At 44.9% G+C, this 13,386-nt stretch carries 12 protein-coding genes; all 12 read left to right on the top strand.

The features are described 5' to 3' along the window. Positions 1 to 27: 27 nt before the first annotated feature. Positions 28 to 2,079 (top strand): TonB-dependent receptor domain-containing protein, encoded by a 2,052-nt coding sequence (locus tag H9J30_RS03090; RefSeq protein ID WP_240129620.1) that lies wholly within the window; start codon positions 28 to 30, stop codon positions 2,077 to 2,079. A 399-nt stretch (positions 2,080 to 2,478) separates the two neighbouring features. Beyond that, positions 2,479 to 3,813 carry a Na(+)-translocating NADH-quinone reductase subunit A gene (locus H9J30_RS03085; protein WP_240130060.1) on the top strand — a complete coding sequence of 445 codons (1,335 nt, stop codon included), beginning with the start codon at positions 2,479 to 2,481 and terminating at the stop codon, positions 3,811 to 3,813. After that, positions 3,813 to 5,012: an NADH:ubiquinone reductase (Na(+)-transporting) subunit B gene (locus H9J30_RS03080; protein ID WP_240129619.1), complete on the top strand. Its 1,200-nt coding sequence runs from the start codon at positions 3,813 to 3,815 to the stop codon at positions 5,010 to 5,012. The genes H9J30_RS03085 and H9J30_RS03080 overlap by 1 nt, the downstream gene beginning before the upstream one ends. Continuing rightward, positions 5,005 to 5,793 (top strand): Na(+)-translocating NADH-quinone reductase subunit C, encoded by a 789-nt coding sequence (locus tag H9J30_RS03075; RefSeq protein WP_240129618.1) that lies wholly within the window; start codon positions 5,005 to 5,007, stop codon positions 5,791 to 5,793. Before H9J30_RS03080 ends, H9J30_RS03075 begins: the two co-directional genes overlap by 8 nt. Further along, the gene (locus tag H9J30_RS03070) at positions 5,793 to 6,425 is read left to right on the top strand and encodes an NADH:ubiquinone reductase (Na(+)-transporting) subunit D (RefSeq protein WP_011071350.1); all 633 of its coding nucleotides are present in this window, start codon (positions 5,793 to 5,795) and stop codon (positions 6,423 to 6,425) included. Before H9J30_RS03075 ends, H9J30_RS03070 begins: the two co-directional genes overlap by 1 nt. A gap of 5 nt (positions 6,426 to 6,430) precedes the next feature. Beyond that, a complete protein-coding gene (nqrE, locus tag H9J30_RS03065; RefSeq protein ID WP_011071351.1) occupies positions 6,431 to 7,039 on the top strand; it encodes an NADH:ubiquinone reductase (Na(+)-transporting) subunit E in 609 nt (202 codons plus the stop codon). A 46-nt stretch (positions 7,040 to 7,085) separates the two neighbouring features. After that, on the top strand, positions 7,086 to 8,342 hold the full coding sequence (gene nqrF, locus H9J30_RS03060; protein WP_240129617.1) for an NADH:ubiquinone reductase (Na(+)-transporting) subunit F: 1,257 nt from the start codon (positions 7,086 to 7,088) through the stop codon (positions 8,340 to 8,342). Between the two features lie 99 nt (positions 8,343 to 8,441). Beyond that, positions 8,442 to 9,485 carry an FAD:protein FMN transferase gene (locus H9J30_RS03055; protein WP_240130059.1) on the top strand — a complete coding sequence of 348 codons (1,044 nt, stop codon included), beginning with the start codon at positions 8,442 to 8,444 and terminating at the stop codon, positions 9,483 to 9,485. Positions 9,486 to 9,496: 11 nt separating this feature from the next. Continuing rightward, positions 9,497 to 9,721: a (Na+)-NQR maturation NqrM gene (nqrM, locus tag H9J30_RS03050; RefSeq protein WP_011071354.1), complete on the top strand. Its 225-nt coding sequence runs from the start codon at positions 9,497 to 9,499 to the stop codon at positions 9,719 to 9,721. 238 nt (positions 9,722 to 9,959) lie between these two features. Next, positions 9,960 to 10,433 (top strand): bacterioferritin, encoded by a 474-nt coding sequence (gene bfr, locus H9J30_RS03045; RefSeq protein WP_240129616.1) that lies wholly within the window; start codon positions 9,960 to 9,962, stop codon positions 10,431 to 10,433. Between the two features lie 9 nt (positions 10,434 to 10,442). Beyond that, on the top strand, positions 10,443 to 10,910 hold the full coding sequence (gene bfr, locus H9J30_RS03040; RefSeq protein ID WP_240129615.1) for a bacterioferritin: 468 nt from the start codon (positions 10,443 to 10,445) through the stop codon (positions 10,908 to 10,910). A gap of 309 nt (positions 10,911 to 11,219) precedes the next feature. Further along, positions 11,220 to 13,223, top strand: coding sequence for a methyl-accepting chemotaxis protein (locus H9J30_RS03035; RefSeq protein WP_240130058.1), 2,004 nt, complete (start codon positions 11,220 to 11,222; stop codon positions 13,221 to 13,223). Positions 13,224 to 13,386 lie beyond the last annotated feature (163 nt).

Genomic DNA, 13,386 nt, shown 5'->3' with positions numbered 1-13,386 from the left:
GCTAACAAAAAGTTTTGGGAGCTTGGTATGTCAAGTCGCTATTTTGTCATGTCGCTGACCGCGCTGGCGGTTTCCTGTGTTTACGCAAATTCACTTAATGCAAATCCCCTCTATTCTCAAACTCTCGATTTAGCAAAGCTCAACGATCAGTACCACTCCATTGATGATGCAATGCAGTTAAGCAGTCTCAATAGCTTAACTTTGCTTCGGGCTGACCATAGTGGCAATTCCGCTAATATCAGTATGCGCTCAGCCAGCCAAGGTGTTGCTGTGATGCAAGATAGGGTGTATTTCTCACCTGCGCCCTATTCGGCACCACAACTGCAACTATTACCCCATCTTTTATTGCAGCAAAGTGTGACGACTACGCCACTGGCAAATATGGCTGTTGGTGGTCAGGGAGCATTTGGTGTGGTGGATTACCAAAGCCTTCACATTATTGAACGGCCACAATCTGGCAGTGTTCAAATCGAAGGGACGACGGATTCAGATGTGAATGCGGGTATGCGTTGGGGTGTTAACCAAAAAGAATACGGTGCCTTATTTGCGGCTAATTATATTAAAGAACAAGGTGATGCGATTTTTTTAAACGGCAGCGATGCTGACAGAAAAAAAACGGATATCTTATTTAAGGTCAACGCCACGAGCTTGCTTGGTGCTCGCAGTCCGCAGCAAACGGAATTTACCTACCAATTTATCGACGATGATAGTTACCGCTCATTGCTTGGGAGCACTGCCGTTGACTGGCAGCAGGATCCTTTGTTGCTGTATTCCGCTACCGCACAAGATAAACATCAAGGACGGCAACACAAATACCAGTTATCACACCAAGTCAACTTAGGTGATAGCAAAGTGATTAGCGACTTTTACTATCAATCCTATTCACAACGACTGGATCAGCTTGGTGCGTTTAATGGGCGAAATATTGAGTTGGGAACGCTTTATGATATCGCCGCCTTCGATCGTAATCCCAGTGCGAATGGCGCCGATTTAAATATGTTGGTGCAAGACAATGATTACAGTGCGTTTGGTGCCCAGACTCAGTCGATAAACCAATACGGCGAACATCAAATTACCTACAGTGCTCGTTATCATACCGATAAAGCAGAGATGCGTTTTGGTGATCAAGCTGCATTATGGCAAGCCGACAGAAGTATCGTCCGTGATGAGTCTAATGCGGTGTTAGCCTACACCGATGATGCCACGGCGCTGACGTCGGCAATCGACTCTTTATGGCGTTGGCAGGGCATGCAAATCAAGTTAGGCCTTACTTACGAGCATGTTAGTGTTAATCGTGAAGTGAGCTTAGCTTTTGCTGGGCTTGAGGAAGCGGACTTTTATGATAGCGATTGGATGCCACAACTTGGTGTGCTTTATGATGCTGGTGATTGGCGTTTTAGTACCGATATACGCCGGGCGTGGACGGCGGCGAGTGCGGGCAATCTTTCCCAAGAAGCACAGGAGTCGCTTCATTATCAAGTCAGTGCCCAATATGCGAGTGATGGCGTTCAGGCCGATCTGCGTGCCTATGTACAAGAATTTGATAATTTGCATGTTGATTGCGATAGCTACTCCATGTGCGTCGATTCTCGTCTGCTAATTCAAGAAAATATACCCGATGTGCTTACCTATGGGATTGAACTCGGCCTTGGCTATCGCTGGATGCTAGGTGAGTTTGAATTGCCTTTGGGGCTAAATTATCAATATCTTAGCGCTGAATATCAGACTAATACTTGCATTGATATCCAAGGGTGTGTCTTGGAGGGGGATAAACTGGCTTGGTTACCCGAGCATCAACTGCAATTAAGTGCGGGGCTAAAATACGCCGATTATCAATTAAATCTTGCTACGGCTTATCAAGCTGAACGTGATTTAATTCAGTATGGTAGTGAGTTGCAACGCGTTGACAGTCAATGGCGTGTCGATTTAGCGGCGAACTACGATATTGATATGCATCACAGGGTGTATTTTCGCCTTGAAAACCTACTCGATGAATCTTTAGTGACAACAGCATCAAATAGTGGAATTCGAGTCGAGAATGGACGGATCAGCTATTTAGGCTATCAATGGCGTTTCTAAACTGAGTTAAATGTTGTTTAAAGTGATTAGGAATAAAGCGAAAAGGCATTTAGATTTCTAGATATCGCAGGTTATCGACCTTTTGCTAAATTAATTCTTTAAAAATTAATGTTATAGTATTTGACGACCGTAATACTCTCTTTCTGAACCCTTATTCGGTCGGAAGGCGAACGCTGTAGCGCGTGATTCTTTTAAATCCTTATTTTAGGTTTGAAAACACCTATAATTTTCGTGGCGATGGCACGGTAATTGGGGTAAAATGCGCGCGACCAGCGTGATTGCGATCGCATTTCTGTGATAAATCTGCGCTAGCTCAATGCAGTAGGTTTTGTTTAAAACCTTCGTATTTAGCAGGAACGCGGCGCATTGTCTTTCCTTCAAAACGTAGTGCTTGTGGATATGATTACAATTAAGAAAGGATTGGAACTGCCTATAGCAGGCGGACCAGAGCAAGTTATCCATAATGGCCCAGCCATTAAACATGTAGCTACTTTGGGTGAAGAGTATATTGGCTTACGTCCAACGATGAAGATCAAAGTGGGCGATAAAGTACAAAAAGGTCAGGTGATTTTCGAAGATAAGAAAAATCCTGGCGTAAAATATACGGCTTTAGCCAGTGGTACTATATTAGACATTAACCGGGGCGCCCAGCGTGTGCTGCAGTCTGTTGTTATTCAAGTGGAAGGTAACGAAAGCGTTTCCTTTGCTAAGTATGACGCCACTGCTCTTGATACGCTTGACTCGCAACTGGTCCGTGACAACCTGATTGAGTCAGGTTTATGGACTGCATTGCGTACACGTCCTTTCAGCAAAGTGCCAGCGGTAGATTCTTCTGCTGCGGGTATTTTTGTAACCGCCATTGATACGCAACCCCATGCAGCCGATCCTGTCGTAGTGATCCGTGAGCATAAAGAAGATTTTGCTAATGGTCTTAAAGTGTTAGCAAGACTTACTGAAGGTAAAGTTTACCTTTGTAAAGCGCCTGGCGCCGATATTCCTGCCGCTAATGCCCAAGTTGAAGAATTTGCCGGTATTCACCCAGCGGGTCTTGTTGGTACTCATATCCATTTCCTACTTCCAGCCTCTGCAAAACGTACTGTTTGGCATGTCGGTTACCAAGATGTAATAGCCATTGGTCAGCTATTTACGACAGGCCAACTGAATACCGAACGTGTAGTTGCGATTGCTGGTCCTAAAGCGGCTAAGCCAAGATTGGTTCGCACTGTTTTAGGTGCAAGCATGACTGAACTAACTGCGGGCGAAACCCTCGCGGGTAACGTGCGCTTTATTTCAGGCTCTGTGCTCAATGGTCGTACAGCGGTAGGTCCTCAAGGGTATTTAGGCCGTTACCATATGCAGGTAAGTCTGCTTGAAGAAGGCACAGAAAAAGAATTTTTGGGTTGGGTATTACCTGGCGCGAACAAATTCTCTATCACTCGTGCATTCCTTGGTCACTTAAGTTCTTCTCGTTTGTTCAATATGACAACGAGCACAGGTGGTTCTGACCGCGCTATGGTACCTATTGGTAACTATGAGCGTGTAATGCCTCTGGATATTCTTCCTACAATGTTACTGCGTGACCTGATTTCGGGTGACTTTGACGGTGCAGCTACATTAGGCGCGTTAGAGTTGGATGAAGAAGATCTCGCACTGTGTACTTTCGTATGTCCAGGCAAATATGACTATGGTTCATATCTGCGTGATTGTTTAGATACGATCGTGAGGGAAGGCTAATGAGCTTGAAAGATTTTTTCGAACGTATTGAACCCGACTTTGAAAAAGGCGGTAAATACGAAAAGTTTTATGCCCTCTTCGAAGCGGCATACACCATTTTTTATACCCCGGGTAAAGTGAATAAGGGCAAGACCCACGTTCGCGATAACCTTGACCTAAAACGTATGATGATTACGGTTTGGGCCTGTGCTTTCCCTGCGATGTTTGTGGGGATGTACAACGTAGGTTTACAAGCTCAAATAGCTTTAGTGGCTGGTTTTGCGACCCCTGATGTATGGCAAGTGAGCTTGTTTAGCATGTTCGGTACTGAACTGACTGCAAACTCTGGTTGGCCTGCGCTGATGTGGTATGGCGCCTGTTTCTTCCTACCTATCTATGCTGTGACGTTTGCCGTCGGCGGTATTTGGGAAGTGCTGTTTGCTGCTATCCGTGGTCATGAAGTTAACGAAGGTTTCTTCGTCACCTCTATCCTGTTCGCTTTAACACTGCCAGCAACTATCCCATTGTGGATGGTAGCTATGGGTATCACCTTCGGTGTGGTGGTAGCCAAAGAAGTGTTCGGTGGTACAGGGCGTAACTTCTTAAACCCTGCTCTTGCTGGTCGTGCCTTCCTGTTTTTCGCTTATCCGCTAAACATGTCTGGTGACACTACTTGGGTTGTGGCTGACGGTTACTCAGGTGCAACAGCACTGAGTCAAGCGGCATCTGGCACCTTAGATTATGCCTTCAACCAAAACTGGTGGGATGCGTTCTTCGGTTTCATTCCAGGCTCTGTGGGTGAAGTATCGACGTTGGCGATTCTGTTAGGTGGTCTGGTCATCATCTATACCCGTATTGCTTCATGGCGCATTGTTGGCGGTGTGATGGTGGGTATGATTGCCATTTCTACTCTGCTTAACTTTGTTGGTAGTGACACAAACCCAATGTTTGCAATGCCTTGGTACTGGCACTTAGTGTTAGGTGGTTTTGCATTTGGCATGATGTTTATGGCGACTGACCCAGTGTCTGCGTCATTTACTAACCAAGCTAAATGGGCATACGGTATCTTGATTGGTGCAATGGCTGTGTTCATCCGCGTGATTAACCCTGCGTTCCCAGAAGGCATGATGTTAGCGATTCTGTTTGCTAACTTGTTCGCGCCATTGTTCGACCACTTCGTGGTTCAGGCAAATATCAAGCGGAGGATTGCTCGTGGCTAGTAATAAAGATTCGTTCGGCAGAACGTTATTTATCGTCGTTGGCTTATGTCTAATTTGTGCGATATTTGTGTCGACTGCGGCAGTATTACTGCGCCCAACTCAGGCAGAAAACAAACTGCTTGATAAGCAAAAGTACATTCTGGAAGCTGCGGGTCTGATTGACACTAAAGCCGGTAAAGTGACCAAAGCGCAAATTTTGGAAACTTACGGTAAGCATATCGAAGCTAAGTTAGTTAACTTAAAAACCGGTGATTGGGTTGAAGGTGTTGACGCCAATACATTTGACCAACGCAAAGCGGCTCGTGATGTGAAGACCTCATTTGTCCCCGAAAACGACATTGCTTCTGTTAAGCGTGTTTCAGAGGACGCTGTGGTTTATCTCGTTCGCGACGATCAAGGTAAGTTAACCAGCGTGATCCTGCCAGTTCATGGTTATGGTTTGTGGTCAACTATGTACGCTTTCTTGGCGTTAGATGCTGATCTCAACACGATTCAAAGCCTAGTTTACTACGAGCACGGTGAAACCCCTGGTCTTGGTGGTGAAGTCCAAAATGCTCAGTGGAAAGCCAAGTGGCATGGTAAAAAGTTATTTGATGAGCAAGGTAATATTGCAATCAGCGTAACTAAAAACCCTGCAGTGGCTAGCACTGAATACGGTGTAGATGCATTATCCGGCGCGACTCTGACCAGTAACGGTGTTCAACACTCTCTGACATTCTGGTTAGGTAAAGAAGGTTTTGCGAGTTTCATTGAAAAAGCACGCAATGGAGGTCTCAGCTAATGTCTGACGCTAAAGAACTGAAACAGGTTCTGACTGGACCTATCGTCAACAACAACCCGATTGCATTACAAGTTCTTGGTGTATGTAGTGCGTTAGCGGTAACGAGTAAGCTCGAAACTGCATTGGTGATGGCGTTGGCATTAACTGCGGTAACAGCGTTTTCTAACCTGTTTATCTCAATGATCCGTAATCATATTCCTAGCAGCGTACGTATTATCGTACAGATGACCATTATTGCCTCTCTGGTAATCGTGGTTGACCAATTGCTGCAGGCTTATGCTTATCAGATTTCTAAGCAATTATCGGTATTCGTTGGCCTTATTATTACGAACTGTATCGTAATGGGGCGTGCTGAAGCCTATGCGATGAAAACACCGCCAATGATGAGCTTTATGGATGGTATCGGTAACGGTTTAGGTTACGGTGCGATTCTATTAGCTGTTGGCTTTGTGCGTGAACTGTTTGGTAACGGTTCTCTGTTCGGTGTTCAAATCCTGCACAAGATCTCTGATGGTGGCTGGTATCAACCAAACGGTCTGCTATTACTGCCGCCAAGTGCGTTCTTCCTGATCGGTATGCTGATTTGGATTATTCGTACCTATAAGCCAGAGCAAGTTGAAGCAAAAGGGTAATTGAGATGGAACATTATATTAGCCTGTTAATTCGCTCTGTTTTCATTGAAAACATGGCACTGGCCTTCTTCCTTGGTATGTGTACTTTCTTAGCGGTATCGAAGAAAGTGACCACTGCGATGGGCCTAGGGATTGCGGTAGTTGTAGTGTTAACTATCTCTGTTCCTGCTAACCAAGTTATTTACCAAGGGCTGTTAGCACCTGGCGCACTGGCTTGGGCCGGCGCACCTGAAGCTGACCTAAGCTTCTTGAAATTCATTACCTTTATCGGTGTGATCGCGGCTTTAGTTCAAATTCTGGAAATGGCACTGGATAAGTACTTTCCTCCTTTGTACAACGCGTTAGGTATCTTCTTACCTCTGATCACTGTGAACTGTGCGATTTTCGGTGCGGTATCATTTATGGTTGAGCGTGACTATAAACTGGGTGAAAGTCTGGTGTTTGGTTTCGGCTCTGGAGTAGGTTGGGCATTAGCTATCGTATTGATGGCCGGTATCCGTGAGAAGCTGAAGTATGCCGATGTGCCTAATGGCCTGCGTGGTTTGGGTATTACCTTTATTACTGCTGGTTTAATGGCCTTAGGTTTCATGTCGTTTTCTGGTGTGTCTCTATAAGAGACACCAAACGGCTTCTTGAATTGGACCTTCTAAGGATAAGTTAATGGATATTCTTGGTATTTTTAAATCTACTCCGCTTGAGGTTTACCTCGGTGTGAGTATGTTTACTGCTATCGTCCTAGTGTTAGTGTTAGTGATTTTATTCGCTAAATCTAAGCTAGTGTCTAGCGGTGACATCACGATCGGCATCAACGACGATCCTGAAAAAGCGATTACAACCGGTGCGGGTGGCAAGCTGTTAGGCGTGCTGGCGAACAACGGTATCTTCGTATCGAGCGCCTGTGGTGGCGGTGGTTCTTGTGGCCAATGTCGCGTGGTGGTTAAGTCTGGCGGTGGTGATATCCTGCCAACAGAATTAGACCACATCAGCAAGGGGGACGCCCGTAAAGGCTGTCGTCTGTCTTGTCAGGTGAACGTTAAGAACGATATGGAAATTGAGCTTGACGAAGAAATCTTTGGTATTAAGAAGTGGGAATGTACTGTTATCTCTAACGATAACAAGGCGACCTTCATTAAAGAACTGAAGCTGCAAATTCCTGATGGTGAGTCTGTTCCGTTCCGTGCGGGTGGTTACATCCAGATCGAAGCGCCTGCACACCATGTTAAATATGCTGATTTCGACGTACCAGCAAAATACCGTGGCGACTGGGAACACTTTGGTTTCTTCAAGTTAGAATCCAAAGTTGACGAAGAAACTATCCGTGCTTACTCGATGGCTAACTACCCTGAAGAGTTTGGCATCATCATGTTGAACGTGCGTATCGCGACGCCACCACCACGTAATTTGACACTGCCTTGCGGTAAGATGTCATCTTATATTTGGAGCTTAAAAGCGGGCGATAAAGTGACAATTTCTGGTCCATTCGGTGAATTCTTCGCGAAAGATACCGATGCAGAAATGGTGTTTATCGGCGGTGGTGCCGGTATGGCGCCAATGCGTTCACATATTTTCGACCAACTGAAGCGTCTGAAGTCTAAGCGTAAGATGAGCTTCTGGTACGGTGCACGTTCTAAGCGTGAAATGTTCTACGTGGAAGATTTTGACGGCTTAGCGGCTGAAAACGACAACTTTGTATGGCATGTTGCACTGTCCGATCCTCAACCTGAGGATAATTGGGATGGTTACACAGGTTTCATTCATAACGTACTGTATGAAAACTACCTGAAAAATCACGATGCTCCAGAAGATTGTGAGTTCTATATGTGTGGACCTCCAATGATGAACGCAGCCGTGATCGGTATGTTGAAAAATCTTGGTGTCGAAGACGAAAACATCCTGTTGGATGACTTCGGCGGCTAATGTGAATTAGCCCAAGGAAAAATGAGTTGCAGATGTGGAGTAGAGCTCTCATCTGCAACTTTTGCATTAAAGGGCATACATAAAGAGTTGTTAGTCACTATGTTTAAAACCCTAGCGTTAAAAACCTCAATGTTTAAGCATTCAGTTAGCTGGCTGGTCCTTGTAGGTCTGGCCTTTTTTATTTCAGCCTGTAGCAAACAGGATGAAGTTATTTCCCTTGCGGGCAGCACAATGGGAACGACTTACCACATTAAAGTGGTTCCCAATGAGCAAATGCCGTCAGCCCAACTATTGCAGGCTGAAATTGACTTAGCCTTAGAGCAAGTCAATAACCAAATGTCGACCTATCGTCCTAATTCCGAGCTTTCACGTTTCAATCAATTACCGCTAGAGCAGAGTGTGGAAGTCTCTCCCGATACCATTAAGGTAGTTAGAGAAGGTATGCGTTTATATGACGTTACCGATAAAGCGTTAGATATTACCTTAGGTCCTTTAGTTAATCTGTGGGGTTTTGGACCTGATAAGCGCCCGACAAAAGTACCGAGTCAAGCCGAGATTGATGCAGCTAAGGCCAAAACGGGTATTCGTGAATTGTCTATCGAAGGCAATCGTTTAAGTAAACATAATACACACTTGTATGTGGATTTATCGTCAATCGCTAAGGGTTTTGGTGTTGATAAAGTCGCCTCTATTTTAGATAAGTACCAAGCAACGGGTTACTTAGTTGAAATTGGTGGCGAGCTGAGCATTAAAGGCACAAAGGGCGATGGTAGCTCATGGCGTGTGGCAATAGAGAAGCCGACCGATGAAGGTATCGCTGTGCAGCAGGTGATTGAACCTGGCACTATGTCTATGGCAACGTCCGGAGATTATCGCAATTATTATGAGGAAGAAGGCCAACGTTTTACGCATATAATTGATCCGCGTACCGGTTTGCCAATCAATCATAAGCTAGCATCTGTCACCGTTTTGCATAAAGAATGTATGACGGCAGATGGTTTTGCGACGGCAATGATGGTTCTGGGTACAGAAGCATCATTGGAGCTTGCTAAGAAGGAACACTTGGCGATAATGCTAATAGAAAAGCAAGGTGAAGGATTTAAAGTCTACTACAGTGACGCCTTCAAGCCTTTCCTTAAATAGTTGGAGTTTACATGAGCACTTTTATCGCAGCATTTGTGATTTTATTACTGTTCTTTTTGCTTATGTCGATAGGTTATCTCATCAAGCGCAAAGCCGTAGAAGGAAGCTGTGGCGGTTTAGGTGTATTAGGGATTGAAAAAGCCTGCGATTGTGATGATCCCTGCGACAAGCGTAAACGTCGCATGGCGGCCGAAGAAGCCCGCCGTGCAAAGTTAACCAAAGACAGGATCATTTAGTTATCCGCTTCAACTGAAATAGCCTCCTCTGGGGGCTATTTTTTTACCCTGATTTTGGGATTGTTAAGATTAATCCTTGATTTATGAGGAGGATAGCAGGCTAATCTAAGCGATAATGAGAATGCTTTTAATTATTAACATTTTGAAAAATAAAGAAAATTTGAAATTGAGTAAAAACTATACTAGGCTGGAAGCTTGATTTAGATCAATCTTTCACTCATTTCAAGGATCGTAACTTATGAAAGGTCATCCAAAAGTGGTGGGACAACTCAATCGGGTGCTTACCTGTGAGTTAACGGCTATTAACCAATATTTTCTCCACGCCAGAATGTTTAAGCATTGGGGTTTTGAAAAGCTTAATCACGTCGAATACAAAAAATCCATCCAAGATATGAAACACGCCGATAAGCTTATTGAGCGGGTATTATTTTTAGAGGGATTACCGAATCTGCAACAGCTCGAAAAGCTTCGTATTGGTGAGCATTCTCAAGAGATGCTCGATTGTGACTTCGCCATGGTACAGGAGCAACTCACACTGCTACGGGACGCTATTACCCTATGTGAAACCGAGCAGGATTATGTGAGTCGTGATCTGCTGGAAGACATCCTTGAAGATGAAGAAGAGCATTTAGATTGGCTGGAATCACAGCAAGAGTTGATTGGCCTAACGGGCATTCAAAACTATCTACAATCGCAAATTAGTGAGTCATAGGAGCGGAATATGAAAGGTGATAAAGACGTCATCGATGCGTTAAATCGACTCCTAACGGGAGAGTTATCGGCTATGGATCAGTATTTTGTGCATGCCCATATGTACGAAGACTGGGGACTTAACGAACTTTATGAACGCATTGCCCACGAGTCAGATGACGAGAAAGGCCATGCGGCAAAACTGGTACAACGTATTTTATTCCTCGAAGGAGTTCCCAATGTTGCAGCCAGGGAAGCGCTCAACATTGGCTCAAACGTTGAAGAGATGCTACGTAACGATCTCGCCTATGAATACAAAGTTGCCGATGATTTACGCAAAGTCATTGCGCTGTGTGAGTCGAAGAAAGATTACCAAACCCGTGAGATCTTAGAAGTCTTACTCGATGATACCGAATCCGATCATATGTATTGGTTAGAAAAACAACTCGGTTTGATTGACCGAATTGGTTTAGCAAATTACCTGCAAACAAAGATGTAACTGAGTCAGCTACCTCTTTTACTACCAAGGCCAGCCATTCTCGATGACTGGCCTTTGTTCTAAAACAAGATATCGATTTTGAGTATTTGGTCTATCACTCGGTAAAACAGCCCGCCAGCAAAGCAATCTTCTAATTGCTACTTATAGTTTAGTCATTCCTGTTATTAAGTTAATCTTCATTCTTTACAAACACTTGTTTACGCTTTTTCTCGCATTTTAATCTGTTGTTGACTGGTAAAAATTGTTACCGTGTAAAACTGTTTTTGCATGCATTTTTGTTAAGTTATTAGTCAGCTAGACGGGAAGATGATGAGGTATATAAAACGTTCTCTTAGTATGCAGTTAGTGGTGACTATCGTCGGAGCCTTAGCTGTACTTCTTACTTTAGTAGCCGCTTTGCTCGTGAATAAAGAAAGTAATAACACACGTAGGCAGGTGGATGCAGACATTTCGGCACTTGTTGCTTTAAAAGCCAATGAGATCAGTGGCTATTTTATTGCCAAGGGACAAGTGATCCACTCGGTATTTGCTGAGCCTAGGCTTATCAACTGGTTTAGTCAGTACCATGCCCGAGGTAGCAATCTTGCGGGTGATCAGCAATATCAAGATATTATTCGTTATTTTCGTTCATTCTCTGACCGTGATAGCGATGTCAAATCGGTATTCTTTGGTTCGGCAAACACCTTCGAATATTTTGATCTCAATGGTCGCTTCGATGGCGATGCTGATTATTACACCAATAAGCGTCCTTGGTGGCAGGAGGCGATTGATCAGCGTGGCCTGTTTGTCGGCGATCCGGCAGTTGATGCCAACGATGGATCTATTTCGGCGACGGTTAAAACCCCTGTTTATGGTGCTAATGGCGAACTTATTGGCATTGGTGGTATGGATATTTTGATCGATACCATTGGAAAGAACCTGTTAGCGCCAATTAAATATCGCTACTATGGCCAAGCCTTTTTGATGACGGATGAAGGCAAACTGGTATATTTCCCTGGATTTTCAGACAAATTTCCTCCTGGATCGCTTGCGAATCAAATTGATAGCCAATTTAAAGATACTTCGGGTTTTTCTGCATTAATGCAACAAATGCAGCGCGAGCCTCAGGGTTTTACCGAAGTCACCTTTAATGGCGTATCACAGCGAGTGACCTTTGTGACCGTAGGCGGGGATTATCCAAAGCAGAAATGGCACCTAGCCTTTATGTTGCCCCATGAGGTGATCGAAGCACCAGTGACCGAAGCCTTTTGGAATGCCTGTTTTGTTGCCTTAGGAATTATGCTGTTAGTGGGTATCACAGTATGGTTGATGTTGTTGCCCTTTAGACGCCAGCTTGGCAAATTGCTGGATGCTATGGAAGACATTGCCGAGGGCGATAGCGATTTATCACAACGTATTTTGATGGAGCGGGAAGATGAATTAGGTAAGCTGGGTGATGCATTTAACCGCTTTGCTGAAAAGGTTCAGCAAATGTTATTGCATACTCGCAGCTTGACTCAAGAGGTGGGAACTGGCGTGCTTGATGCTCGGCAAGTGTGTGATTTAGCAGTGTCTTCTGTGTCATCGCAAAAACAACAAATTGATTCTGTGGCTACAGCAGCAACGCAAATGGCACTGACCAGCCAAGAAATGGCGATAAGTGCGCAGCGAGCGAATGATTTTGCCGAAAAGGCCCAATCACAGGCCCACGATGGTACGCAAATTGTCTCGCGGGCGACCGAAGGAATGAAGGCACTATCGATTCAAGTGATTGAGGCGGCTAAGGTCATCAAGGAGTTGCGTAGCAGCTCTGAGCAAATTGGTGAAGTCTTGAGTGTGATCCGCAACATTGCCGACCAAACCAACTTGTTGGCGCTCAATGCGGCCATTGAGGCGGCGCGGGCGGGTGAGCAAGGTCGAGGTTTTGCCGTGGTGGCCGATGAAGTTCGTACTCTCGCATCCCGCACCCAAGATTCTACGGCCAACATTCAAGGGATTATTCAAACACTGCAACAAAGTGCGCTTCAGGCTGAGCAGGTGATGGAATCAGGGGTTGAGCAGGCGAGAGTGGGGCAAGATTTGACCACTCAAGTCGAACAAGCCCTAAGCGATATCGCCATAGCTATTACATCTATCCAGCAGCAAACCGTTGAAATTACAGTGGCGATTGGTCAGCAGGCGGTCGTTGCCGATGAAGTCGCACAAAACGTGGTGAGCGTGCGTGGTTTATCCGATCAATCCCTATTATCAAGCCAAGATCTCTCCCTAAGTCTACAAGGATTTGAGCAAGCAACTCGAGAACTGACACGTAATATTGGGCAATTCAAAATTTAAACACTGTTGTTATTAAAATCGAAGGAGTTTTAGTGCTCCTTTGTTTTTTGGGGATTTCATGCTTGGATAAGGATAGGTAGGCCGATAGGTGAGCTCCGCGGTCGCGTAAATATGCCGCAGACACTTGATAACTGTTTTTATATACAGTATTTTGAGTGCCGGA

This window comes from Shewanella cutis (assembly GCF_022410515.1).
Lineage (GTDB): Bacteria > Pseudomonadota > Gammaproteobacteria > Enterobacterales > Shewanellaceae > Shewanella > Shewanella cutis.
This window is presented reverse-complemented; position numbering and strand designations above follow the sequence as displayed.